The organism is Sphingobacterium sp. JUb56 (assembly GCF_014191365.1).
Taxonomy (GTDB): Bacteria; Bacteroidota; Bacteroidia; order Sphingobacteriales; family Sphingobacteriaceae; genus Sphingobacterium; species Sphingobacterium anhuiense.
The window spans coordinates 3,056,354-3,078,766 of record NZ_JACHWL010000001.1; the positions used below are offsets into that span (position 1 = coordinate 3,056,354).

Here is a 22,413-nt window from a genome sequence, read left to right on the forward strand (position 1 = left end):
CTTTAAAATCATGAAAAAAGTAGGTTTATTAATTGCACTGGGTGCAATGCTATTCTCAGTAACATCTTGCTATGACTTCAATCGGGATCAAAATTTAAAAGATGCCGAAAACAATGGCAAGATGGTCCTAGCAGAAGCTGAGAACTCTAAGAAAGCAGCAATTGAAACAGCAAAAGCTGAAAACGAATCAGCAACCTTACAGGCTCAGGCTAAGATTACAATCGCTAAGGCAGAAGCTCAAGCGGAGATCGAGCGAGCAAAAGGAGTTGCGGAGGCCAATAAGATTATTGGTGAAAGCTTAAAAGGGAATAGCGAGTACTTGCGATATCTTCAAATTGATGCCATTAGAGGCTCAAAAGGTGAAAAGATATACATCCCGACCGAGGCAGGTCTCCCAATAATTGAGCGAAGGTAATGAGGGCAACGATTGCATTTATAATTTTTATCGTGATCGTTGTTCCAATTGGGATAGTGATCTACAAAGAGCTTATCAACTATTTAAAGGGTAAGTAAGGCAAAACTTGAGTGTAGCCAAGCGGTAAGGCATCGGTATCCAAAACCGCCATACGACGGTTCGATTCCGTCCACTCATGCAAACTAAGGGTGCTAATTGACTTGTGAGAATAGGTTAGCGTCAGGCGGATAAACTCAATGCTGGCAGGTAAGCTGCTAAATAGTTGTTGACAAGCGTATCAATTGGTCTTGTTGCTTGGGTCTTTGGGGTTCGAATCCCTATACAACTACTTCATAATTTTAGGTTTATAATTGGCTTAGCCGTGGGAACTCTCCCCGTTTTCCCACGGCTTTTTTTCATACTTCTTTTATTAAAGACTTAGAAAGAATCATATTATTTACTGGTTTATATAAAAATAGAATTATGTGGATTACTTGTAATTGTCAGTAGAATTCAAATACTAAACTTAAACTCCATATAGAGTAATTATTTAATTATATTTACCATTCAATTATAATTTATTTTATGGCAAATTTATATTATGCAAAAAAAGAATTCCGCTTAGCAGTTGACTGTTATAACAAATACGTAGATAGCAATTTTTTTGATGATGAAGAGTGGCATCGGTTTTTGACTCATTTAGAACAATCATTTATAAAAGTAGAATTAGGTTGTAGAGACCTCGGACCATCTTTAAAGAAGTACCATAAAGAAGTATATAGTATTAGAATGGAAGATCCATTACTGAGGTATCTTAAAGAAGCTAGAAATACATATACTCATGATATCAGGGATGTTGTAGGAGGAGAGCCAATTCCTGGAGCTGAGACTTTTCCTCATCAAGCGGAGATAGGATTTGCAGATGGATCGTTCAAAAGTATCATAAGCGAGGCGGTGCCTTTATATATTAGATTACGTTCAGTACGAGATATAAAAGGAAATATCTACGATCCACCTTCCGAGCACCTAGGTAAAAAACTTCAAGATATCGGAGATATATGTGAAGTAGGGATGCTTGGACTTAAATTTTATGATACCTACATTAACGATATTGAAAATAGATTTATTAAGAAATAACAATATCGCAGTTAATGTAGAAACTAAAAACCAAATTATTCTTTATCCCATGTTTTCCTTAAGTTTGTGTTAATACACACACATTATGAAAAGATTTTTAGTATTATTTATAACATTGGCTGCATTGTCTCAAACTACAATTGCTCAAGAAGTAGAGATCACACCAAAAGGTTTTTTGGACAAACAAAACACCACGAATAACTATGTAGTTCTTGATGTGCAAAATAGCTCAAAAGAGACGCTGTATAACAAAGCATTAAAATTCGTAGGTAAATATTACAATAACCCGAAATTTGTTTCTAGCACAATCGAAAACGATCAAATAGTAATTGATGGTGCTACTTCAGATTATATCAAAGTAATTTATAGATTAAGCGGGTCCAATCTATGGTATTATCATTACAAAATGATCCTTGATTTCAAAGATAATAAGGTTAAAGTATCACCAATATTTAAATTCTTATCAAACAGTGATGATGATGATCAAATAAATCTTATTGGTAAAAAAATACTTGGAACATCTACAGGGTTATTTAATGAAAAAGGGAAGATCCTTAAAGAAAGTGGAAATCATAAGATAAATGAAATTACAAATGACCTGATTCAAAAGCTATACCTAGATTTAAAACAGGATAGTAGTAGTGATTGGTAATAATAAAGCCTTGCATTAAACCGCAAGGCTTTATTGTTACTACACTTTTTCGTTGACAAAAACATAAAACCCTGCTTTTTTACATCAAAATTGATACAATAAATAACAATTGACATTTCCATGACATTATGGGTTTCCGTAAAATTAAGCCTTTTAACGGATTATCTTTCCGCGATAACGAAATGAGTTACCGATGCACCCATGAAGTGAATAGAGATTATAAAAGTGATACTAGTGACGATATTAACGACGCTTCATATGATTTTAGTTGTGCTCTTATATATCTTTTTGTATCTATTCGTATCTCAAAGTATTACTAAAGGTTTTTACGTGTGTGTGTGATATATTGTTTATACTTGTGCAATTAACAGTGATGAATAAAGTGTAAACACAAATTTTGTTAACCTTTACATATCAAATACTATATAACATTTTACAATTATTATTGTTAATACTTAATGAATAGAATTAGCTATTATTATATAGTCAGCTTAATTTTATATTACAATATATCAACTATAAAATGAACTTTAAAATCGACAGAAGTAAATCCATAAATTCAATGCTTTATATCATTGGCATTCTTCAAGATAGAGGAATTGATTCCGATATTCATAAAGTCATGAAATTAATGTATTTTGCTGACAGAGAGCATTTAGTTACTTATGGCTTCCCTATTACTGGTGATACCTATCTAAAGTTACAGTATGGACCGGTTCCATCTTTTAGCAATTATGTAGCAAATGATGAAATCACTGATTTTAAAGGTATAATTAGTAGAAGTGGAAAAATTCTCAATAAGAATGTTGAACCAGATTTAGATGATTTATCTGAAAGTGAAATAGAATGTCTTGAGAATTCAGTCAAAACATTTTCTTCCTATAATTTTACCGAGTTAACTGACATTTCTCATGATTTTGCTTATAATACAAGCGAGTGGGATATATCTTATGAAAAAATTGCGGAAGAAGGTGGTGCTAATGAGGATATGAAAGCTTTTATTAAAGCTCAATTATTAAATGATAACATAACATTTTGTTAATAGTAAATAATGAGCCTAGCAGCTTCATTTCCTGAAGATTTTGTAAAACAGCATTTCAATGAAATTGATCTTGGATCAGCTGTTCTCGTAGAAATATCAGATTTTAATATATCTCATAAAAAATTTGCTATTTACTTTGCTAATGATGTTAAAAACGAAGGATGCTGTGGATTGATAATAATCAATTCTGAAATAAATGAAAATGTAAACAGAAATGCCTTTCTAAAAAGTCAGCATATTTTAATTGATGTTAAGCGACATAAATTTTTGGATTATGATAGTTTTGTAGATTGTACTCAAATTCATAACCATAAATTACAAGATATTATTGACTGTATTGTTAAAAATCCTAAAAGACTTTTAGGTAATATACAGCCAGATATTTTAGAAAAAATATATATAAAAATTCTTCATAGCAAACTTATATCAAAAAAAGATAAAGAAAAATATTCTATTATTTAAAAGCCTTACACATTACTGTAAGGCTTTTTTTATAATATCTAAAGTCGCCATCGTCAACATTTCTGAAGGCTGTCTACGAATCAACCTCCAACCTTTCTCTACCAACAAATTATTCTTTTCCATATCTCGAGCTATTCCGGTACCGGAGGAATGACCACTATTGCCTTTCATGTAAATGCCGCCTTCTTGCTCGATCGCAATCTTATATTCTGGGATCGCGTAATCAATTCGAAAAAGACGTTCAGTAGAAAAATAGAACTCTGGCCATACCTCGATTCCGAGCTCCTGTTTTACAAGCTGGATAAATGGATCCTTATACTTCTCTTTATTTTTGATATTTCGACTATCATCAATCCAACCTGTTTTAATCGTTTTGGAGCGTTTCTTTGCTTTAACGGGTATTGATAAGGCTTGTTCAGAATTAGGTGGATACAGCACACCATTGACCTCAACGTAACCGCGAGACTTCACATCTTTGATTAATGCTGTACCCCAACCTTTCATTTTTATACTCCTTTACCTTCTTGCAGTCTTTTACCAACATCAAAGAATGACATCGATCCACTTACACTTTTGCTATTTTGTGAGCTTCCTCCTTCTGAAGATGATTCTGTTGATACTTCTGGAATGACTGCATTATACATAATCAGATTGCGCCATGATACTTTCCACTTTACATCATGCTCGCTCCATCCATTATATTTACAGATGCTTCCTATAAATCCCCACGGACTTCGGGCTCCAGGCTGAGGTTTAGATCCTGAACTTTTCTGAGTGATGCCGTAATGCCGAAAAAAGTCTCAACATCTAACCTCCGGTAGATGTCAAATGAAATGCTTTCTAATTCTTTAGTTGAGAATTGGTTATTCAATGCATGATAGAGCCAACGAGGTGGTTCTGATGTTTTATTATGAATTGCAATTGCAATGAAACTGATTAAAATCGGAATATTCGCTCGAATGATCTTATATAAACCTAGGTCCTCAGTGTCTTGATCATCCTTAGTTGTTTTCAAGTCAATCAAAGTTCCAAGCAACCGGTAAACAGTACCAGGAAAAGGATCTGATAAATAAATCTTCTTGGATCTTGGAAGGATAAAGAGGAAAGACAGTAGTCTATGCCATTTCTTAGCGTAATTGATCTTTACCTTTTTAACGAATTGTTTACGATCGCTGATGGTATCAACGATTTCTTGGCCAACTGGATTAGCCGATTCTGTATTATGTATGATCATGTGGTTAGGGTAAAAAAGCCCTACTTACCGCCTAACCTCGGCTTTCGGGCTTGTTTAAGATTGTTATTATCCTTCTGGAAGGACTACGTCAACGTATTTAAATCCAAATGCAGGAACTGCAGCACCTGTCGCATCCGAGGGAGTTGTAGCGTCACCGCTTAAACTCAAAGCAACAAAGCCTGATTTTGTAAAGTTATTTACGATACCTGTTGAGATGGCTGCAACTGGGATTTCCAAAACGAATTTCTTTCCTTCAAAAGGTTTTGAAGTGAAACGAATAGCCAAATAATGAATTTCATCATTAACCGGTGCTTTGAATTCAGTTGCTGCGGTTGTGACCTCACCTTTAAACAATAAGTTCGCGTTGTCAATGGACAGATCCAAAGAGTTTGCTGCGAATGTTGGTGGATCAGTTTCTCCAGGTAAAACCCAGCGAACACCAGATTTATCTTCAACACGGAAACGAACTTTTTCTAAAGGTGGAATAGTCATGTTCACCGAGTCCATCTCGATATCAACAATCTTTTTCCAACCTGTGGTTGGCATAGCTCCATTCAAGCCGATTGGGGCTAACTCAATACTTTCAACACCTGTAACAGCTGCCATAATATTTATGATTTGTGGCCTGCACTGCCATGTTAATATTTTTGTTAATTTTTATCTCTACGCAAGTAGGTGTATTTTACAGTGAAACCGTAAAACCAGTTCTTTCCGTCCGGAACTATCTCGCCACCGCTATCAAGTTGGAGGATAAAATCAAAACCTCTGTAATCATCAATGACTTCCATTAGAAACGATCCAATTTCCTGCATCCTTTGAATATTAGGCTGCGTTGTATCGGTTGCTGTAGGATTGGCCGCTAATTGATTTTTTAAATTTGGAACATGGGTATTCACATTGAAATAACCTTCTGTGATCTGCTCAGCACTTACAACAATAGTATTAATGACTATATCTTCTTTATCAGAATTAAGCCTTCTGTTCATAATCCTAATCTCACCGGTCAAAAAAGTATTGGTCATGACATCAGCCATTTCAATTACATCTTTGATATCATCCATCGCTTGAACAGCTGTTTTAAATACTTTTGTTGCCATATACTATTCAAATGATCCTAACTCAGCAAATGCTTGCTTTAGCGCGCTATCTAAGTTGATATAAGCACCACGCAAAACATCAAATCCTTTTTTCTCAACCCAACTAGAATATTCCATACCTGAAACAAGAACTACTCCCCATCCCGTTGACTCTCTCAAGACATCAAGAGCAATCTGCAATCCTTCCTTCACTCCTGTTGCTCTATCCGTTCCTACTGGACTTTCTTTAAAGCTTGTATGAACGATTTTACCATCTTTATAGATGATGAATCCCGTTGAGCTTCTTAGATTACCAGTATGATCATCGTAAGCTTTTCCATTTGTGATCTTGTTCCTTACCAACTCAACACCACGTTCCAGGACCTTAGATAAATGCTGTATCACTTCCTTATCTATCTCACGTTGGACCTCAAGAGCCAAAGCATTCATATTGGTCGTTATTTCAAGTTCTATTTTCATTACATCTTACCTCTACAGTGCATTTGACCAATATGAAACCAAATCAATTCTTGCTTATAAACTATGAAGGTTCCAGACATATCCTTACCTGTTACCTCAATTCCTGATAAAATAGGTTCAGTCCCATAAGGAAAAGCGATATCAAAACTATATTGAACCTCGGTACCATCTTGTTTTCTGAAGAACGATGTACCTCTAACAGGAACAAAGCGACATTCAACTGTCACTTCAATACCGTTTTGATCCTCATAGGTTAATGTATCCGGATATTGATCTTCTACCATAAGTCAGACACACTAGTAATAGTTGGGGTATCATCTTCTTCCATTTCGTCAGGCATTCCCCATCTTTTTAGGAGACCTTTACGAAGCTTTAGAAGACCATCAATACTACGCTGGGTAAGCAGATAGTCTAATTCCTTGACAGAATCCGGTGATAGTGCTACAACGAAGATTAGCGCTGCTAAAGCAAGATCAACCCCTTTCCTGCTTTCTTCATTTTGTGGAGTATATTCCTCATCTGGAATAATATTTTGCTCCAATAAGACCGTCGTTACGGATCCAGGCTTGACGGGAATATTAATTTTGCTTAGCAGCGCTTCTCTATTCGTCATAACTTATCCCTTCTGAACTAATTCACGACTAACAAGGTTTTCCAAGCGATCAGCATCTAAATGCGATACATCGTCACCAATATTGAAAATACCTTCATCACCTTGGTTATCACGGAAAGGACTGATAACAATAAACTTCTTTTCAGATTTTACTGTTTTAGCTTTTCCACCTGCTTTTACCAATTCACCTTGAAGCTTCTCAACTAGATCTTTAATATTTTTGTTTTCCGCTTGCATCTTTTCGATTTCAGGTTTCAACTTATCCTTGAATGCCTGATGCTCTGTTTCTAAAGCAGCAATTTGATCAGTCTTTGCTTTCAAATCGTCCTTCAATGAAATAATTTCACTGTCTTTAGCATCCAATTCACCATGAAGCTTTTGGACTTCTTCAGATGAAGCATTAGTATTTAGATCCAACTTTGATTGATCAGATGATTGAGCTCCTTCTACTTTAGAAGGAGTGGCCGGAGTTGATACTCCGGCTTTCTCGTTTTTAATTCCCTTATCCACCTGGTAAAATAGTTTTAAGAATGATGATTGATTTACTGTTGTTCATAACTGGTGTACAGTAGGCAGTACCCTTAGTAACAACAGTGATAGGATCCTCCAAGCCCCAAACTTTGATCAAGACGATACCTGATTTAGTTTTAGTTGCAACACCTGCTTGAACGTATTCATCAGCAGAAGTTGTGTGTTGAGTATTTCCTAATTGCTCAGTTACTGAGAAAGTAACGTTACCTGGTTCCCATCCAGAAACAACAGTTTGAGTACCATCTTTAGACTCTTGAACCATTTCTGATTTCCAAACCTTAAAGATTGGTAAGCCTTTAGAGCGCAATGCTCTATTGATCTCTTCAAGACCAGGCTCTTGCTGTAAACCAAGTGCATTAGCAACATATGTTGCAGTGAACTTTTGGATACCTGCATTTTGAGCTACTAAGTCAATTGTTGATTCTTCACACCATGCAAATTGAGGAATAGGTTTATTCGCAAGCTTTGCAGCTGCTTTAACTCTTCTGATATCCCCGACAATATCGGCAGTTGGATCACTCCAATCTTTTGTAGCATTTAAAAAGTTCGAAACTGGAATAGCAAAATCAACATCAGTTACCGTTTGAATACCTTGTTCGTTATTCAATTGAGTAAGCTTGTATTTACCTGTTGAAGCAATACGTTTCGCCAACCACTCATTACGGGCCTCAATACCATTACGAGCAAATACTTGATCCTCATAATGCCAATCAAGGACACGTTGAGCAGCTTCTCTGCGAGTAGGTCCTGCAGGTAATCGACGAACAGCATCTTCCAATTCACGCAGTGTATTAAAGTCGGTTTCAACTTTATCACGTGCGATCTCGATCTTAGGCATATCACCTTCGATCTTAGTCGGTAAATTACGACCAAAACGAGGTGCTGCACTATTGAAATCTGTTACAGCAGCCATTACTTTAGCGCCAAACTGAGCCTCAAGACCAGACCATTTTAATGTTGGCTGAAATTGTAAAGGGAATGCAGTTTGATATTGTAACGCATCGAATGGATATGTTTCAATATAAGCCTGTGCATCTGCTCTACGGAATTCCGGCACTAGTTCTTGTACATTTATCATTTTATATGATTATATGTTTTGTTCTAATTCTGTTAATTATACGAAGGTGAATCGCGGTAATGCGGTTCTTAGATCTTCGATGATTGCTTGCAAAGCAGCAGGCAAAGCTTTGATACGAACTGTACCACTGATTACCACACCATTTGCATTAGTATTGCCACCATCTACAACTTCAGAAGCACGATGTGTAAAACCAATAGGTTTAATCGCACCATCAACCGCTGTTAACACCTTACCAATTCCAGTCGCAGGATCTCGACCTACTAAAGAACCCTCTGGAACATAGCCATCGGGATAATTTGCTTTAGCAACTTCGAGCATTAATCCAGCTGGAAGGGTATCAATAACATTTTCAAAAACTACTTTTTGAAAGCCTTGAGTACCCGTTCTTTTAACTCCAATTAATCCCATTTAATAAATTATTATGCGCCTGCTTTAGCTTTCGCTTCTGCTGCACGCTGTGTAATAATATCTTTCATTGCAGGAGACACCTCGTCGTCCTTCAATTTGCCACCACCTGCACTTCTCGCAGGAGCATCATTACCAAGACCAGCATCACTAGCAGCCTGAACTTCCTCAGCAACATCTTGTTCCACATCTGCTAAGTAGCTTGTGAAATCCTCATCTGAATCGATCTTTAATCGTTCGAAATCACGAAGAGTGCGAGCTTTGAATTTTTCAGGTGCATTAGTTAATTTGGTTTCAAGTTGTTGGAGACGAGTTTGAATTGTATTGCCTTTTTGAAGGTTTGCTACAGTGGTTGTCAAAGTCTCGATTACCTTGTTTTGGTTATCAACATGAGCTTTGAACCAAGCCGGAGCTTCATCCTTATCTTTTTCAACCGGAGCAGGAGGATCAACCTTTGCTGGCGCTGGAGGTTCAACTTTATCCTTATCTTCTGCTGCTTTCTTGTCTGCATTACGCTTGGCATCATCTAGTGCTGCCAAGTCCTTGAAACTTAAAATTTGATCTAGTTTGTCAATCTCACCGTCGATCTCGTCCTCAGTAGATATTAATCCATCTAACTTGTCCGCAAGTCCGTTGATTCTGACATTTGAAAGATTGACACCCAAAGCGGTTGCCTTTGCTTTCAATTTGGAAATGATTTGTGCTTTTAATGACATGTGTTTTTTGTATTTAGAGTCTAGTCCAGAGAGCTATTCCGTCCAATCCTCGGTTAATAACTTTAAACACAAAAGTAATCCGATTGGATTACTAAATTAAGATGAGTGATTTTGTAATTTAGGTGATTACAAAAAGAAGAGTTATATTAGTAACTATACCAACAAACTTAAAACATGGAAGAAATATTAAAGGCTGGTGACGTTGTGCAGTTAAAAAGTGGTGGCCAAAAAATGACAATAGAGAATATTGATGAACCTGAAGCAGAATGTGTATGGTTTGATGGGGGCATTTATAACGAACGTCACATTGCTTTAGTAGCGCTTAAGAAATATGAGGCCTCTGAAAACGATGGTTTTATTGTAAAATAACTATATCCAGACCTGCAACATACTAGTAACCTTCATGCCGTAATGCTTCAAGAAATAAGATCCATTACGTTTGTAGACATGTATCTTATCATCAAGCCGAAATGAGTTGCCATAAAGGTCATATACAACGCCATCATGATAAATGAATAGATACCAATATCCTTTCACATGGTTGGAGCATCTCATTATGCAGGGATAAGGTGTTGCAGGATCAAACTTAATAAACCTAGGATTAGTGTTAAATCCTAGGTTTTGAAATAATTTTACATAAGTTTGTCCGCCCCAACACGTCCTATTGACTTTCTTGACCGCTTGATCCGTTTCCTCAAAGCACAATCCAGTTAATGAAGAAATAGCAGAATGATTATGCAGATCAGGCCCATAATTAACAACTTCTATTTCGTATTTCACTTTAACTTTTTAAATTCATCCAATAGACTTTCAAAGCATATTTCATATATGAATATGAATAGCTCAATTACAAGTATTAACAGAAAATAGAATGGAATTAGGTCAAGTAAAACACGATACTTTCGAGTATATTCACCTTCTCCTAACTCTCTTAAAACACATAAAACCTGAATAACGTAAATAACGAGAAGTGCTCCCATAGTGATGTAAAACCAATTCATATTTATAAAATTTAGTAATTAATATTATTGTAAAATCGGTTGCTTAACCTTTGCTGCCTCCAAAGCTGCTTTCTCAGCTTCATCCTTCTTAATCTCTGCCATCTCCTCTTCAGCATTTTTAGTTAAAGGAGAGTATTCAATGGCGGTCTTTTGCGATAATAACTTAGCACCTCCAGATGCTTTTTGAAGTAAGCCAACAGTCTCAGCATCATCATTGATCCGAAATAAAGGAATATCAAATTTGATACTTAGCGATTGAGCTGCCTTGATCAATGATGTGTCGATCGCTGCACAAAACGATTTATTAAGGTTTATATCACGTTGAGTACTTTGCCCATATTCTCCATCGATTTCATCTTGAGCTGCTAAGTGAGCATCCATAAAAATACGATCGTAAGCAACTCCCGATGCGGCACCCAACCCTTTGAGATCCTCCATTGACATTTGAGGCGTTTGAGTACAAGTAAAGATGAAGTTTACCAAAGTATCTAATTCAAGCTTTACGGCTTCTGTTGCCTGCTCCCAAGTAACGTACTTAGCATCTCCTTTTTCACCTTTGATCTGTAATGATTTACCTTGCTCACCCTTTTCTAAGAACTGAGCACCTACATTACCGGTCATTACGAATACTGGTGAAGCGTGATAATCATTGGTATCACCAAAATTTGAGACCAACGTTTCAATACGACTTATAGATGCTTGGACCTCGGCCCATACAGGCTCAGGCTTCGAATAATAGATAACTGGGATCTTACCGTAAGAATGAGGTGCCGCCGATTCCATGATCCAGCCATCACCAGTCTCTGACTTCTCCCCTGTTCGCTCCTGGCGAAACTTATATATCATCTTGTCAGAGTAGATATCAAATCTCTTTTCCTTGGTAGTTGCTATTTGAGCTAATGTTGAAGCATCAGACTCACCTGTTATTTCAGCCAAACTTCTTTTTGACTCATAAACACGACCGAAATAGATCATATTTCCGTAATCATCAAATACAGGAAGAAGTTTATCACCTAGCTTTGGAGATATCACTTTGCACCGCATTCTAAAGTTGCCCTTAGCACCAATGCTTGTCCAGTACAAAGGATCTACAGGTTCAGAGTACCAAAGCTTGGCAACCTGTAATTCGCTTAACATGCGTCTGGCGATTTCCTTTTCAAGAAACTCCAATTTATTATCCTCGCGAATCTTCTTAACCATCGCATAGAGTTTCTTTTCAGCATCATCAACCGGATTTGCTTCTAATTGCATCTTACCTACGTTCATGAACGATACACGACGCTTAACGATCAATGCTTGAAGAGGTATACCGATGCGGTTAACCTCGATGCGTTCTGTTTTATACTGAGGCTTTTTATCTTTACCCAAGATTGGATTACCATCAGCGTCTTTCTGAACCCTCTTAACTCTTTTCTTAGGTCTAAGAGTTTCACTGAAGATATTATGTTGTGTTACATCATATTCAGCTGCTGCTGTTTCGTAGGTAGGTGCTAATGTAGTCCCAACCGCTTCAACAACAGCGGGCAATACAGGAGCAGGTAAATCTGCTACCTTTGTTTGTTTAAGTGTTTCTTTTGCCATTATTTTTTTATTGCGGTTAGGAGTTAGAATAAATCAAATATTGAGTCGTCTATATCTGAGAAGCCCTTTTTAAATCTTCTCTTTGCGTAACGTATTGGATCTATTGTGTGATTATTTTTATCTACTGGAATACCAGCCTTCTTATCGCTCCAAACATAAGTCTTAAGCTCTCTTTTAATATTTGGAGAATCAGGACTTACAACAATTGTATAATCTTGTAAGTCTGCAATTCCGGCTTTTACTGATCCTGGACCTTTTTCACATTCTTCAATGTTTAATCCCAATTCAGCTAGATCTGCAATAAGTCGATCTTCGGCACTGTCTCCAACAATTAAATCATCCGGATCATCAATATGGCTTGAATTCATGTTGTACACTCCATTAAGCTTCAATTGTGTCTTGGTATAGAATTTTTCTTTAACATAAACACGTTTACGTCGTTCATCAACAGCGACCTTTATAAGTGTAGTAGGGTCGATAGAGAAACCGTAATCTTGGCCATATAGATATGGTAATGACTCGTCAAAATCTCCTTCTTCCCAATCAGTAAATATTACCCCTTCAGCAATATCTGCCCATCGACCAATAACAACATATGCATATTTCGTTTTTTGAAAAGCTTTGTGATAAATCTTGTCGTACTTCACTTTCCAAGCCCAAGCGGCATCTGAACCTTCAATAGCTGTACACAACCCGACTTCAGCAATCGCAGCTTCGTGTGCTTGCTTCTCGCTTTTTCGTTTAATATCTGCAACTTCAGCAAGAAAGGTTTCACTAACGTTCTCAACATTGTCTAGATATGAAGTGTGAATGTGCAATACATTCGGATGGGTTGAAATTTGAACCTCTACGCCATCTATAACCTCTATACGATGTGTATCTTGGATATATTTCTTATAAACAAAATGCTCATCATCTGATGGGTTCATGATAAGAATTACACGATTCTGTATTCCTTTTTTACGAATAGAAAGTATCAATTTATCATAATCATCTTCACTTTGCCACTCTTCCATCTCATCGCCAACAAACGTTGTCAGTCCCTCGATAGATTTTAAATTTGCAGTTTGATTACCTGATGAGGTTTTAATACCCCTAAACATAATCTCACTGCCCGAAAACTCATTTATAATCTCTTCGGATAAAACATTGAAATGTTTTGCAACACCGTCAAGATCAATCTTACCTTTAATCTCTGGAATAACTGAAATATCAGCGGATTTCATAGTGTAGCGACTATACAGAACCTTATGACCTTCTTGAAAAGTTAAGCGAGTTATGAATGTAGATACTTCAAAAGACTTACCTGATCCTCGTCCGCCAGTGACAAGAATTACGAAGTGAACCTTGTCTGTATACATCGATTGAAACTTTGGCTTAACGATTACCATATCACTTTCCCCCCTGCAAAGCCAACCAATTTTCCGGACTAATAGAACCTTTTACATCTGCATCAACATTAAGATTGTCTTTAAACCTACCGTAAATACGAGCCATGTTAACAGCCATATCAGCGGCAGAATAAAACTCAATCTCAGGTCCATATTTACCGTATTTGAATGATTTTATTTTACCACCTTCCTTATCCTTCTTGATCTTAACGAGATCAAGCTCAACTTCATCCACTAGCTCGGGTTCAGAATAGACAATGCGATGTGCTTTGGGATTTCTCTCAAGTTCAATCTCTAGACGGATAATACTTCTTTGGATTTGATCAATTCTACTAAGATGCTCTTTGAGTTCTTTTTCTTCGAACGTCACCCGATTGGCATACTCAATTTCAAAATCAATTTGATCTCTCTTCTCTCTTATGATATCAGATAAAGGCTTCTTAATTTTTTTTGAACGTTCAACTTTACGGGTTACGAGATAGTCTTTAATATCAGCTTTCGCGATATCCGAAATTAGCTTAACGGTCTCTTCAGATGTAATAGTCTGCTCTTCCGCCAAACGCTTGATTTCTTCACGCACCTTAGCAATTTTTAGCAGCCGATTACCTTCAACGGCTGCACTTGCGACAGCATATCCTGCTTCCTTAGCTGCTTTTGTTTTATTAAAATTATTATCTAGGTAAGCTTGGCAAAACTTCAGTTGTCGCTCGGTTAGCTCTTCGTTGATCTCACTCACCTTTCACCTCCTTTACTAATTCATCAACTAGATGTTTAAACACCTTATCAACTTGATATACTTCCCGAGCCACTTTAATGCGGTATGAAGCACTTTGTTGATTGATACCAAGAAACTTCTTGATTGTGCTACAGATTCCGTTCTCAACTTTTTCACTGAGTAAAATTGACTTAGGTGAAAAGATTAAAAGCACTGAAGCAGCAAAAAGAATTTCAGAATTACACTTCTTTGGTCCAGGATTGACATGGTTATAGATTGCTTTCACGATGGTTTCATCCAGTTTCTGAGCTGTCAATGCTTCCCTATAATCCTCAAATGGGATATCAGGATTACGCTGAGTTGCTAGTTTTAAAATGAATTTTTCCATATTAGCAAAGCTAATTACAAAAACTAAGTAATCCAAATAGATTACTTAGTTTTTAAAATGGAGTGTCGTCAAGCTGTGGATTATCCCAATTCGTATACTTGCTCATATCGTTTGAAGGCAATGTAATAGCGCTTTGAACGAAGGAAAAATCAGTGATCATACCTGATGTATCTGCAGAATCAATAGGGTCTGAAAATCCTGTTGTTTCTTTTTTGAAGAATAGATTTACAATACCTGTTTCTCCATTCCGATGCTTAGCTATGATTAATTCAGCAAGTCCATCTGTTGAATCACCATCTTCTGTTTCACTGAGTCCATAATACTCAGGACGATAAAGAAACCATACCATGTCCGCATCTTGCTCAATAGCTCCTGATTCGCGTAAATCCGAAAGCATAGGCCTTTTGGAATTACCAGGACGTGATTCTAGAGTCCTACTAAGCTGTGATAATGCGATCACCGGAATATTTAATTCTTTGGCCAACATTTTCAAAACCTTTGATTTCTTTTCTGTTTGAGCTCTGATATCAGCATTTCGAGGTAGGGCATTTCCTATTTCGATAAATTGCAGATAATCAATTACGATCCACTCTATTCCGTATTTCCGTTTGAATCTTTTTGCCTTTGCGACAAGCTCTGAAAGTGTTAGACCTGCGGTATCATCAAAAATGATTTGACTTGAATTTATCCTTTCTTCGAAAGTGTCAATTCTTTCAAAATCATGACGATCCAAATTAGAATTTACAAATTTTGATAACGGGATATCAGTAACACTTGATACTGTTCTTTTGACCAATTGAATTGTTGACATCTCCAAAGAAAACACTGCTCCAGGAGCACCACTATCTGCGGCATTATTAGCTACTTGAATAACTAAAGAAGTTTTACCCATACCTGGACGAGCTCCAAGAATTATCAAATCAGAGTTTTGCAGGCCACCGGTGATTCTATCAATTTCCTTAAATCCAGTAGGAATTCCTTTAGCGTTTTTTTCGCCAGGATTGTTGTATGCATCTCTTTGCTCTTGCATCATTTCACTAAATGCCTGAGCAATGCTGACTTCCTTCTTTTTGACTGTTTGGTTAATTATTTCATCAATTTTTAAGTCGTTAGAAGCAATTATCTCGAAGACATCATCAACATCATTATAACATTTCGTCATAGTGTCGGCCGCTTGCTTGATCACTTCACGTTTGATTGATTTCTCAATGACAACTTGAGTTTGAAAATCGAGGTTAGCAGTTGAAATTACACGGTCAGAACAATCAATCAAATATGTAATTCCTCCCACTGCTTCAAGTTTATTAGCAGTTTTCAATGATGTCATTACAGATGAAATATCAATAGGCTCAGAGTTCATTGAAAGCTTTTCACAATGCTCATAAATGATTTTGTTCGCCTCTTTGTAAAACATTTCAGGCCTTAACTTTTCCGCTATTTCAACAAAAACCTCCTTGTCGATCAAAATAGATCCAATGATGATTTCTTCTAAATCTATTGCCTGAGGTGGTAATTTACCCAAACTATTCTTTGCCTGTGTTTCTGATTTCATAATCCTACGCTAAACCGTGTTTCTTTTTTTGCTCCTTTGTGAAGAGTGTAGTATCCCTCCAGCCGTTGTTGTTCCAAAGCCACTTTCCAACTTTCTCTTTTTCTAAACCTTGATGAAGAGGTGCCGATTCTACATCAGTGATCTTATTTGAAAACTTCAAAGTTTTACTGATCAATTTGTCTAATTCAATTTTCAACCAATTAGTACAGTAAGATCTATATCCTTTCAAATTTGTCTTTGGTTCCCTTTTTATTTTTATCTGAGTAAAGAAAATATTGATCAATCTGATTAAGTCATGTTCATTTATTCCATGAGAGCTATAAGCTTCAATCAGATCGGAAATAAAAACTTTATCATTCAACAAATCCTTCTTGGGAGTTTCAAAATCTTCAGGATCGTACTGCTCCCAATCATTTTTAAAATCAGTGATTACCGCTGCAAGCGGAATATTGTTTATTGGTTTACTTGTTTCATTGTTTAATGGTTTATTTATGGCTACAGTGCCAGTATTAGTGCCTTGTATGGTGCCGGTATCAGTGCCCTCTATGTTGCTTTCGCAAATTTTGATAGGGCATTCGCTTGCTTGTATCAGTGCTTTGTCAAGTGCTTTATACTGTGTGTTGTTAAAATTTGATAGGGCAATTATGTTTGCAGTCCATTGGTTTTTGCTTTCTTTTACAACTTTCACAAACCCCCATTCTACCAAATCATTAAACACTTTCTTATACGTATTGTACGATGATATCCCTACAGCAACCATAGTTTGCTCTCTTGGTGCCCCAAACTCCTTAACCCATCCCATACGGTTATTAAGCTCTAAGAACCACATAAACATACATCCATGATTACCAGTAACCTTTCCTTGATTTTCAAAGGAGAAGTCAAACCATGCCCTAGAAAGTGAATACCCGTTTATTTCAACTTCTTTTGCCATATTACAAACTCACATTAAATTCTGAATCAAAAAAATAAAAAATCAATGGCCCATCTGGATGTCTATGATTATCAATAAATTCTTCATTTAAAACCTTATTATCTACGGAGCACAAAACTGACCTAATAACATGAGGATTAAACCTTTTCAAATTAATTTCGAAATACTCTTTATAAATATCACCTAGATACAAATGAGTTTGATCCACATCATTTTCTACAATAATTATTATAGTGACATAAAACTCTGTTTCACCCCAATCATTAATTGTCACTATTGCTTTCGAATAATTATGTAATTGGAATATAAATGACTCCCTATTGATTCCCATTATTGTTGATACTATTTCCTGACTTGAACAAGAGAATAGTTTATTTATAATTTCATCTGTATTCATATGCTTCTTTTAAAATTATTTTATATAAAATTACAGCACTGTTTCATACTCCCAAAGTGAAAGCTTGCCTTTTACATTTAATATCGGCTCATCGTAAATCACTGCGTTTGCAAGTACCCAGTTATAAATAATATGCTTTATTGGATATCCTGCGGATGTCTCCGTTTTCTCTGCCCATATACTCGGATGATTTATCATACAATCAACAATATCAACCTCACCAATGATAGCTGATTTACTATAAAATATATCTTTAGTTAGTAATGGAAATTCTGTTTTTAAGAAGACGTAATCAATTTGATCGTTAGATAACCCCAAAGTCAGATTATTAAACGATGGCTTACCAGATGCATGAATATAGATCCTCCCTCTAAATTTGGTTTTCCAAGTTCTGTTTTCTATGTCTTTTATGCCATACGCGATCAGGGATGCCCATGGTTGTTTTATACTAAGTGCTTTCATAATTTATTGATTTGATATTTTCAATTTTTCCTCTAAATAACTAACAGCACCGTTTTCACTTTCCCATGCCAAACCTTCGATTAGTTTACCATCTTTACGATAAGACCACCCCTCTTCACCATGTGCCTTTGATGATAAATACACTTCATACCCTTGATTTTTAAGAGATTCTTTTCTTTGATCAAACTGTTTCCTCCATTCTATCGCTTCAGCTTTGCGCCTTGCTGTTCTATCTGCTGCCCTGCCCATTATTTCACCTCGCTTTCTAACTTGTTAATGTCAATTGCCAAACCCTTTTCGATTAGTCCGAAAACATCAAAGTGCCATTCAAAAAGATTTTGAAATTTAGAGCACTGGTCGCGGCACTCTCTAGTATCACCCATAAAATACTGATTAAAGGATCTATTATCGGGATTATAACAAGTCTCGTGCTCTTCATTATCAATAGCAGAATATCCTTTCCATTCTAAGAATCTATATTCATTAAGATCAGTACCGCCATTTTTTAATCGGTGCATAGGAATAAACCTTCTTCCATTATGCTCAATTACCATTATTAGGTCAGACATCGGTCTAAGCAATGGGAATGTATCGGAATATGAATAATGTTCATCCTCATGTTCAAAACTTACCAAGACACCATCTTGATCTAATCCTATTATTTCTTGAACTATTGGGGTGCTGTCATCATCATGATTTCCCATGTTGTGACATTTTAGACCATAAGGAAGATAAGGCGCTAGGTTTTGTAATGTTAATTTTTCCATAATTTAAATATATAATTGGCCTTTTAAGTTGGCCTCTGTTTGAATAATGTTGATTTTTGCGCACCAGTTTAAAGCGTCTTGGCCAGTAGGAAATGATTTAAGTTTATTTAATCCATTAACGGCTATTAAAGCGCAATTCGGCATTTTAGGATCAATAGAAAGATTTGAGAATGTTCTCATCTTCGCTAAAGAATTGGTTTCCTTATTGTAAAGCAAAATATATTTTCCTTTATCGAATACCCATCCCAAGACCTCGTATTTTGAATCTGTATCAAGCAATGGACCGGTTAATTGGTTAAAAATCGACTTGGTGATTTTCACTTTTTTGAGTTCTACTACCATAATTTTGAGATTAAAAAAGCCCTTGGCAGGAATCCCCAGCATCTCACAACTGGTTCATCCTATCAAGGGCTAAAATGTCTTTATAAATTGTATTGATGTGAGATGATACAATTAAGTAATCCAAATGTATAACTTAATTTTAAGTAATCCAAATGGATTACTTGATTTTCGTAAAATTAAATTAATCGCCCACTTCATGATACTCAGGAGCGATGTCATAAACATCCTTGTGAACCTCGATAGGTACAACTCCGGCGTGCTCAAGTTCTATCGCTCTCTTCTCTTCTTCTAACTTATCCATTATATTCTCAACTAGCTGATGGGGAAGTAAACAAAAGAACGAAACTACCCTATCCATAGCCGATGCCATATCGTATTCAAGCTCATCTGCATCCTTCAGGTTATACTTATGCATTAAAGAGTTTTTCATGCCCTGAGCGCCTTTATAGATCTGTGCACTAAAGTTTTTTAAAGTTTGATCCTTCACCTCGGAATCAAATAGATTGTTTCTCCATTTATTTTCAACGAGCTGAGCAATAGTTCCAATAAATTGAACATCCTTCAAGATATTGAACTCTCGTTGCGGAGTTAATTTAACTTTGATTGCTGGCTTGGGAATTATTATTTGATTCATGATTTTTAGATCTTAAGTTTCTGATATTCTCTGAAGCGGCAGAAAAACCCGTTAAAATTATTTGAAAACCTTCCTTTACTTCAGATACCAATTTGCTAAGGTTTTCATCTTGACACTCAGGAAAATCAAACTCTTTGATTCGTGAGTATAGGTTATTTACTTTTTCAATGTCTGTCATGGTTAATTTAAAATATTTTGATTCCAAATAATGATAAATAAGCAATATGTGATTCTCTTGTGTCTAGAATTGTTCCGTCAAGTCCTCGAAAGCAGAGTAAATTTTGATCATAATATATCTTAGTATGAGCAAAAACGTGGTCCTTTTGAGAAAGCTCAATAATATCTTTAAGGTTATTATCAGAATAACTCCAGTGATGTTTATGATTTCCCTTAACTTTTACTTTTATATTTTGAGCGGCGTTATAAGCTTTATATTTCTCCGGGTATTTTTCAAAAAAGTTTCTCCATGTTTCTGAATAAATCTTAGGTAATTGATCCTGGACAGGCTTCCCCCTAGATTCATTTTTCTTTCTATACCTGCGTTTCCATCTAGATCGCTCTTTATCATAGAAGCCAGATTTTAAAGTGTTAGATTTATAGTTCCCTTTAGCATATTCTTTACTGCATACTTTACATTTATTAACGTGACCATCTGGCATTTTAGGATGTTTATAAAACTCCTTCAAAGGCTTATCCTGTTTACAATGAAAGCAAACTTTTTGTAATATTGATAATTCGTTCATATCAGAATGGATGTATATTAAAGTTGTCAATTGTTAGTCCTGCAGTAGCGATCGTAACAGTTTTTAATGTTGCATCCTCAATTCTTTGTTTGAAGACTTTGGCGTCCGAGTTCCTATCGGACAGGTGAATAAGAACAATGTTGTTTACAGCTCGTAAGTCATTTGCTTGAAGCGTTTCTAAACATGTTTCCACACTCATATGGGATTGAATAACCCGATTTCTTAGAAAGCGATTACCAGCTAACTTTTCATCAATTATATCTTGGCTATAATTAGCTTCGATCAAAATGTTATTTAATCCAGGGAATTGATAATTGCAGTAGATCGTATCGGTAAGGAATAACGTTGTACCCATTTCAGGATGTTTGATTAAGAATCCACATGGCTCATTAACATCATGGTGAGTATCAAAAGCAATAACATCAAATGGACCTAGTTTGTAGATTCCTCCTTTTTTAACAGCATTGAAACGGTGATGAATACATTTTAAACCTTTGATCGTTCCGGCAGTAGCATAAATGTCAATTCCAGACTTTACCGCGTCTTTCACACCTTTGCAGTGATCGCCGTGTTCATGTGTTACTAAGCATCCCACTACCTTGCTCAAATCGAAATTCAAAGCTTGCTTTATCCTTTCGAATCTTACCCCACACTCGACAATAAGGGTTTCCCCATTATTGTCGGTGAAAAGGTAACAGTTACCATCACTATTACTGTTTATGATGTGTAACCTCATTAGAAGTTCATTTCAACTTGGTCATCACCACCAGGATTCTCATTTGGTTGCATAGCTGAACGTTTTGGCTCGTCTGGAATAGAAGCAGGTTTCTTTTCTTTAATCGCATCTCTTGATTTGATTTCTTCAACAATCACTGCATCCTCAAAAGAAATTGTTTGCTTATTCGCATTTGCACGGATATCAGTTCGAACTTGATCTGTGATAGCATCATATTCCTGATCTTCCTTTTCATAAAGAACACTGTCATCTGAAGATCTTATCAATAGTTTACAACCCCGGTTGATGACTGTTTTAATAGCCATTTGATCACTAAAATTTTTATGGGCACCGCTATTACCTTTTGATCCACCTTGCCCCCAAGCAAGTTTTATTTGTGAGATATTCATAATCTCAACATCCTTAGTGCCATCCGCTAATTCGAACGCGAAATACGCACCAATAACCTCACCTCCTATATTTTCTAAGGATTGCTTGTGCTTTAAAATTCTAGTACGATAGGGAAATTCTAAGTCTGTTTCAAACTCGAACTCATCACCTTTGAAAATGGCTCTTTGATTATGATTGACCAAACCACCATATCGTTTAGCTAGGACTAGATTACCTGTATATTCTGGTGTAAATTCCAATTTGGTTCCGTACGCTATAAAATCACCTTGCTTTTTAAGAGGAGAAAGTCCCCAAACTACCATTTTCAGTAAAGCATTTGCTATACTCTCTTTGGAGCATGTTGCAAGGACTGGCTGTTTATTTGAATCCACTGTTTCCTGCAAAATTAACCAAGCACTTTTTAAAGCATTTTCAGGACTATAATCTTTGGGAATTCGAAGTTCACCCGATTGTTGAAAAGAAGTGATCTTTGCTAATACTGACGTAGTAATATTTTTTTCTTCTTGTTGTGCTGCAACTGCAGATTGTTGATTAGACATAGTTATTATTTTAAAATT

Annotated in this window: 34 protein-coding genes and 1 tRNA gene; 7 read left to right on the top strand and 28 right to left on the bottom strand. The window is 36.2% G+C overall.

The genetic code is table 11. The features are described 5' to 3' along the window. The first annotated feature begins 10 nt into the window (after window positions 1-10). From FHR29_RS13045 to FHR29_RS13070, 6 genes are all read left to right on the top strand, one after another. A complete protein-coding gene (locus tag FHR29_RS13045) occupies window positions 11-415 on the top strand; it encodes a hypothetical protein (RefSeq protein ID WP_183915174.1) in 405 nt (134 codons plus the stop codon). A 107-nt stretch (window positions 416-522) separates the two neighbouring features. Further along, a tRNA-Trp gene (locus FHR29_RS13050) sits at window positions 523-593 on the top strand. Window positions 594-979: 386 nt separating this feature from the next. Beyond that, entirely contained in the window at window positions 980-1,531 is a 552-nt protein-coding gene (locus FHR29_RS13055; RefSeq protein WP_183915176.1) for a hypothetical protein, read from the top strand. Window positions 1,532-1,616: 85 nt separating this feature from the next. Then, window positions 1,617-2,183, top strand: coding sequence for a DUF4468 domain-containing protein (locus FHR29_RS13060; RefSeq protein WP_183915178.1), 567 nt, complete (start codon window positions 1,617-1,619; stop codon window positions 2,181-2,183). Between the two features lie 523 nt (window positions 2,184-2,706). After that, window positions 2,707-3,225, top strand: coding sequence for a Panacea domain-containing protein (locus FHR29_RS13065; protein WP_183915180.1), 519 nt, complete (start codon window positions 2,707-2,709; stop codon window positions 3,223-3,225). 9 nt (window positions 3,226-3,234) lie between these two features. Beyond that, entirely contained in the window at window positions 3,235-3,687 is a 453-nt protein-coding gene (locus FHR29_RS13070; RefSeq protein ID WP_183915183.1) for a hypothetical protein, read from the top strand. A gap of 12 nt (window positions 3,688-3,699) precedes the next feature. Here FHR29_RS13070 and FHR29_RS13075 read toward each other — a convergent pair whose 3' ends face one another. The 12 genes from FHR29_RS13075 to FHR29_RS13130 form a co-directional block, all read right to left on the bottom strand. Further along, a complete protein-coding gene (locus tag FHR29_RS13075) occupies window positions 3,700-4,191 on the bottom strand; it encodes a hypothetical protein (protein WP_183915185.1) in 492 nt (163 codons plus the stop codon). 2 nt (window positions 4,192-4,193) lie between these two features. Next, window positions 4,194-4,331: a hypothetical protein gene (locus tag FHR29_RS13080; protein WP_183915187.1), complete on the bottom strand. Its 138-nt coding sequence runs from the start codon at window positions 4,329-4,331 to the stop codon at window positions 4,194-4,196. A 71-nt stretch (window positions 4,332-4,402) separates the two neighbouring features. Continuing rightward, the gene (locus FHR29_RS13085) at window positions 4,403-4,921 is read right to left on the bottom strand and encodes a hypothetical protein (protein ID WP_183915189.1); all 519 of its coding nucleotides are present in this window, start codon (window positions 4,919-4,921) and stop codon (window positions 4,403-4,405) included. Between the two features lie 66 nt (window positions 4,922-4,987). Further along, on the bottom strand, window positions 4,988-5,527 hold the full coding sequence (locus FHR29_RS13090) for a hypothetical protein (RefSeq protein WP_183915191.1): 540 nt from the start codon (window positions 5,525-5,527) through the stop codon (window positions 4,988-4,990). A gap of 44 nt (window positions 5,528-5,571) precedes the next feature. Continuing rightward, complete coding sequence (locus FHR29_RS13095) at window positions 5,572-6,018, bottom strand: hypothetical protein (protein WP_183915193.1); 447 nt, start codon at window positions 6,016-6,018, stop codon at window positions 5,572-5,574. Between the two features lie 3 nt (window positions 6,019-6,021). Beyond that, entirely contained in the window at window positions 6,022-6,477 is a 456-nt protein-coding gene (locus tag FHR29_RS13100) for a hypothetical protein (RefSeq protein WP_183915195.1), read from the bottom strand. Further along, complete coding sequence (locus FHR29_RS13105) at window positions 6,477-6,761, bottom strand: hypothetical protein (RefSeq protein ID WP_183915197.1); 285 nt, start codon at window positions 6,759-6,761, stop codon at window positions 6,477-6,479. The genes FHR29_RS13100 and FHR29_RS13105 overlap by 1 nt, the downstream gene beginning before the upstream one ends. Further along, window positions 6,755-7,090, bottom strand: coding sequence for a DUF6706 family protein (locus FHR29_RS13110; RefSeq protein ID WP_183915199.1), 336 nt, complete (start codon window positions 7,088-7,090; stop codon window positions 6,755-6,757). The genes FHR29_RS13105 and FHR29_RS13110 overlap by 7 nt, the downstream gene beginning before the upstream one ends. 3 nt (window positions 7,091-7,093) lie before the next feature. Further along, entirely contained in the window at window positions 7,094-7,600 is a 507-nt protein-coding gene (locus FHR29_RS13115; protein ID WP_183915201.1) for a hypothetical protein, read from the bottom strand. Beyond that, a complete protein-coding gene (locus tag FHR29_RS13120) occupies window positions 7,593-8,699 on the bottom strand; it encodes a major capsid protein (RefSeq protein ID WP_183915203.1) in 1,107 nt (368 codons plus the stop codon). Before FHR29_RS13120 ends, FHR29_RS13115 begins: the two co-directional genes overlap by 8 nt. 36 nt (window positions 8,700-8,735) lie before the next feature. Beyond that, the gene (locus FHR29_RS13125; RefSeq protein ID WP_045753928.1) at window positions 8,736-9,110 is read right to left on the bottom strand and encodes a hypothetical protein; all 375 of its coding nucleotides are present in this window, start codon (window positions 9,108-9,110) and stop codon (window positions 8,736-8,738) included. An 11-nt stretch (window positions 9,111-9,121) separates the two neighbouring features. Continuing rightward, the gene (locus tag FHR29_RS13130; RefSeq protein WP_183915205.1) at window positions 9,122-9,823 is read right to left on the bottom strand and encodes a hypothetical protein; all 702 of its coding nucleotides are present in this window, start codon (window positions 9,821-9,823) and stop codon (window positions 9,122-9,124) included. A gap of 174 nt (window positions 9,824-9,997) precedes the next feature. On the opposite strand from FHR29_RS13130, the gene FHR29_RS13135 reads away from it, so the two are divergent. Continuing rightward, window positions 9,998-10,192, top strand: coding sequence for a YodC family protein (locus tag FHR29_RS13135; protein ID WP_183915207.1), 195 nt, complete (start codon window positions 9,998-10,000; stop codon window positions 10,190-10,192). 656 nt (window positions 10,193-10,848) lie between these two features. On the opposite strand, the gene FHR29_RS13140 is transcribed toward FHR29_RS13135, so the two are convergent. The 16 genes from FHR29_RS13140 to FHR29_RS13215 all read right to left on the bottom strand — a co-directional run bounded on the left by FHR29_RS13140 (window position 10,849) and on the right by FHR29_RS13215 (window position 22,395). Continuing rightward, window positions 10,849-12,405 carry a phage portal protein gene (locus FHR29_RS13140; protein WP_183915209.1) on the bottom strand — a complete coding sequence of 519 codons (1,557 nt, stop codon included), beginning with the start codon at window positions 12,403-12,405 and terminating at the stop codon, window positions 10,849-10,851. A gap of 23 nt (window positions 12,406-12,428) precedes the next feature. Then, window positions 12,429-13,796: a PBSX family phage terminase large subunit gene (locus tag FHR29_RS13145; RefSeq protein WP_183915211.1), complete on the bottom strand. Its 1,368-nt coding sequence runs from the start codon at window positions 13,794-13,796 to the stop codon at window positions 12,429-12,431. A 1-nt stretch (window position 13,797) separates the two neighbouring features. Continuing rightward, complete coding sequence (locus FHR29_RS13150) at window positions 13,798-14,532, bottom strand: terminase small subunit (protein WP_183915213.1); 735 nt, start codon at window positions 14,530-14,532, stop codon at window positions 13,798-13,800. Continuing rightward, entirely contained in the window at window positions 14,525-14,899 is a 375-nt protein-coding gene (locus FHR29_RS13155) for a hypothetical protein (protein WP_183915215.1), read from the bottom strand. The genes FHR29_RS13150 and FHR29_RS13155 overlap by 8 nt, the downstream gene beginning before the upstream one ends. A gap of 52 nt (window positions 14,900-14,951) precedes the next feature. Then, on the bottom strand, window positions 14,952-16,451 hold the full coding sequence (gene dnaB / locus FHR29_RS13160) for a replicative DNA helicase (RefSeq protein WP_183915217.1): 1,500 nt from the start codon (window positions 16,449-16,451) through the stop codon (window positions 14,952-14,954). 4 nt (window positions 16,452-16,455) lie between these two features. Next, window positions 16,456-17,385 carry a hypothetical protein gene (locus tag FHR29_RS13165; protein WP_183915219.1) on the bottom strand — a complete coding sequence of 310 codons (930 nt, stop codon included), beginning with the start codon at window positions 17,383-17,385 and terminating at the stop codon, window positions 16,456-16,458. Between the two features lies 1 nt (window position 17,386). Further along, entirely contained in the window at window positions 17,387-17,782 is a 396-nt protein-coding gene (locus FHR29_RS13170; protein WP_183915221.1) for a hypothetical protein, read from the bottom strand. Between the two features lie 30 nt (window positions 17,783-17,812). After that, window positions 17,813-18,244, bottom strand: a complete 432-nt coding sequence (locus FHR29_RS13175; protein ID WP_183915223.1) for an ASCH domain-containing protein — start codon at window positions 18,242-18,244, stop codon at window positions 17,813-17,815. A 3-nt stretch (window positions 18,245-18,247) separates the two neighbouring features. Continuing rightward, window positions 18,248-18,493, bottom strand: a complete 246-nt coding sequence (locus FHR29_RS13180) for a hypothetical protein (protein ID WP_183915225.1) — start codon at window positions 18,491-18,493, stop codon at window positions 18,248-18,250. Beyond that, window positions 18,493-18,948 carry a hypothetical protein gene (locus tag FHR29_RS13185; protein WP_183915227.1) on the bottom strand — a complete coding sequence of 152 codons (456 nt, stop codon included), beginning with the start codon at window positions 18,946-18,948 and terminating at the stop codon, window positions 18,493-18,495. The genes FHR29_RS13180 and FHR29_RS13185 overlap by 1 nt, the downstream gene beginning before the upstream one ends. 66 nt (window positions 18,949-19,014) lie before the next feature. Further along, window positions 19,015-19,353 carry a hypothetical protein gene (locus tag FHR29_RS13190; protein ID WP_183915228.1) on the bottom strand — a complete coding sequence of 113 codons (339 nt, stop codon included), beginning with the start codon at window positions 19,351-19,353 and terminating at the stop codon, window positions 19,015-19,017. Between the two features lie 181 nt (window positions 19,354-19,534). After that, on the bottom strand, window positions 19,535-19,987 hold the full coding sequence (locus FHR29_RS13195; protein ID WP_183915230.1) for a hypothetical protein: 453 nt from the start codon (window positions 19,985-19,987) through the stop codon (window positions 19,535-19,537). Further along, window positions 19,947-20,165, bottom strand: a complete 219-nt coding sequence (locus FHR29_RS13200; protein WP_183915232.1) for a hypothetical protein — start codon at window positions 20,163-20,165, stop codon at window positions 19,947-19,949. The genes FHR29_RS13195 and FHR29_RS13200 overlap by 41 nt, the downstream gene beginning before the upstream one ends. Before the next feature lie 7 nt (window positions 20,166-20,172). Then, a complete protein-coding gene (locus tag FHR29_RS13205; protein ID WP_183915234.1) occupies window positions 20,173-20,730 on the bottom strand; it encodes a hypothetical protein in 558 nt (185 codons plus the stop codon). Window position 20,731: 1 nt separating this feature from the next. Next, complete coding sequence (locus tag FHR29_RS13210) at window positions 20,732-21,466, bottom strand: MBL fold metallo-hydrolase (RefSeq protein ID WP_183915235.1); 735 nt, start codon at window positions 21,464-21,466, stop codon at window positions 20,732-20,734. Next, window positions 21,466-22,395, bottom strand: coding sequence for a recombinase RecT (locus FHR29_RS13215; protein ID WP_183915237.1), 930 nt, complete (start codon window positions 22,393-22,395; stop codon window positions 21,466-21,468). The genes FHR29_RS13210 and FHR29_RS13215 overlap by 1 nt, the downstream gene beginning before the upstream one ends. Window positions 22,396-22,413 lie beyond the last annotated feature (18 nt).

Excerpts from the sequence above, each read along its gene's own strand:
- FHR29_RS13145 (WP_183915211.1), bottom strand. The coding sequence starts at position 13,796 with ATGGTAATCGTTAAGCCAAAGTTTCAATCGATGTATACAGACAAGGTT.
- FHR29_RS13065 (WP_183915180.1), top strand. The coding sequence starts at position 2,707 with ATGAACTTTAAAATCGACAGAAGTAAATCCATAAATTCAATGCTTTAT.
- FHR29_RS13215 (WP_183915237.1), bottom strand. The coding sequence starts at position 22,395 with ATGTCTAATCAACAATCTGCAGTTGCAGCACAACAAGAAGAAAAAAAT.
- FHR29_RS13135 (WP_183915207.1), top strand. The coding sequence starts at position 9,998 with ATGGAAGAAATATTAAAGGCTGGTGACGTTGTGCAGTTAAAAAGTGGT.
- FHR29_RS13060 (WP_183915178.1), top strand. The coding sequence starts at position 1,617 with ATGAAAAGATTTTTAGTATTATTTATAACATTGGCTGCATTGTCTCAA.
- FHR29_RS13080 (WP_183915187.1), bottom strand. The coding sequence starts at position 4,331 with ATGTATAATGCAGTCATTCCAGAAGTATCAACAGAATCATCTTCAGAA.
- dnaB (WP_183915217.1), bottom strand. The coding sequence starts at position 16,451 with ATGAAATCAGAAACACAGGCAAAGAATAGTTTGGGTAAATTACCACCT.
- FHR29_RS13190 (WP_183915228.1), bottom strand. The coding sequence starts at position 19,353 with ATGGTAGTAGAACTCAAAAAAGTGAAAATCACCAAGTCGATTTTTAAC.
- FHR29_RS13175 (WP_183915223.1), bottom strand. The coding sequence starts at position 18,244 with ATGAAAGCACTTAGTATAAAACAACCATGGGCATCCCTGATCGCGTAT.
- FHR29_RS13200 (WP_183915232.1), bottom strand. The coding sequence starts at position 20,165 with ATGACAGACATTGAAAAAGTAAATAACCTATACTCACGAATCAAAGAG.
- FHR29_RS13045 (WP_183915174.1), top strand. The coding sequence starts at position 11 with ATGAAAAAAGTAGGTTTATTAATTGCACTGGGTGCAATGCTATTCTCA.
- FHR29_RS13155 (WP_183915215.1), bottom strand. The coding sequence starts at position 14,899 with ATGGAAAAATTCATTTTAAAACTAGCAACTCAGCGTAATCCTGATATC.
- FHR29_RS13140 (WP_183915209.1), bottom strand. The coding sequence starts at position 12,405 with ATGGCAAAAGAAACACTTAAACAAACAAAGGTAGCAGATTTACCTGCT.
- FHR29_RS13120 (WP_183915203.1), bottom strand. The coding sequence starts at position 8,699 with ATGATAAATGTACAAGAACTAGTGCCGGAATTCCGTAGAGCAGATGCA.
- FHR29_RS13100 (WP_183915195.1), bottom strand. The coding sequence starts at position 6,477 with ATGAAAATAGAACTTGAAATAACGACCAATATGAATGCTTTGGCTCTT.
- FHR29_RS13105 (WP_183915197.1), bottom strand. The coding sequence starts at position 6,761 with ATGGTAGAAGATCAATATCCGGATACATTAACCTATGAGGATCAAAAC.
- FHR29_RS13170 (WP_183915221.1), bottom strand. The coding sequence starts at position 17,782 with ATGAATACAGATGAAATTATAAATAAACTATTCTCTTGTTCAAGTCAG.
- FHR29_RS13205 (WP_183915234.1), bottom strand. The coding sequence starts at position 20,730 with ATGAACGAATTATCAATATTACAAAAAGTTTGCTTTCATTGTAAACAG.
- FHR29_RS13070 (WP_183915183.1), top strand. The coding sequence starts at position 3,235 with ATGAGCCTAGCAGCTTCATTTCCTGAAGATTTTGTAAAACAGCATTTC.
- FHR29_RS13130 (WP_183915205.1), bottom strand. The coding sequence starts at position 9,823 with ATGTCATTAAAAGCACAAATCATTTCCAAATTGAAAGCAAAGGCAACC.
- FHR29_RS13210 (WP_183915235.1), bottom strand. The coding sequence starts at position 21,466 with ATGAGGTTACACATCATAAACAGTAATAGTGATGGTAACTGTTACCTT.
- FHR29_RS13110 (WP_183915199.1), bottom strand. The coding sequence starts at position 7,090 with ATGACGAATAGAGAAGCGCTGCTAAGCAAAATTAATATTCCCGTCAAG.
- FHR29_RS13165 (WP_183915219.1), bottom strand. The coding sequence starts at position 17,385 with ATGGCAAAAGAAGTTGAAATAAACGGGTATTCACTTTCTAGGGCATGG.
- FHR29_RS13195 (WP_183915230.1), bottom strand. The coding sequence starts at position 19,987 with ATGAATCAAATAATAATTCCCAAGCCAGCAATCAAAGTTAAATTAACT.
- FHR29_RS13185 (WP_183915227.1), bottom strand. The coding sequence starts at position 18,948 with ATGGGAAATCATGATGATGACAGCACCCCAATAGTTCAAGAAATAATA.
- FHR29_RS13095 (WP_183915193.1), bottom strand. The coding sequence starts at position 6,018 with ATGGCAACAAAAGTATTTAAAACAGCTGTTCAAGCGATGGATGATATC.
- FHR29_RS13055 (WP_183915176.1), top strand. The coding sequence starts at position 980 with ATGGCAAATTTATATTATGCAAAAAAAGAATTCCGCTTAGCAGTTGAC.
- FHR29_RS13075 (WP_183915185.1), bottom strand. The coding sequence starts at position 4,191 with ATGAAAGGTTGGGGTACAGCATTAATCAAAGATGTGAAGTCTCGCGGT.
- FHR29_RS13090 (WP_183915191.1), bottom strand. The coding sequence starts at position 5,527 with ATGGCAGCTGTTACAGGTGTTGAAAGTATTGAGTTAGCCCCAATCGGC.
- FHR29_RS13125 (WP_045753928.1), bottom strand. The coding sequence starts at position 9,110 with ATGGGATTAATTGGAGTTAAAAGAACGGGTACTCAAGGCTTTCAAAAA.
- FHR29_RS13180 (WP_183915225.1), bottom strand. The coding sequence starts at position 18,493 with ATGGGCAGGGCAGCAGATAGAACAGCAAGGCGCAAAGCTGAAGCGATA.
- FHR29_RS13085 (WP_183915189.1), bottom strand. The coding sequence starts at position 4,921 with ATGATCATACATAATACAGAATCGGCTAATCCAGTTGGCCAAGAAATC.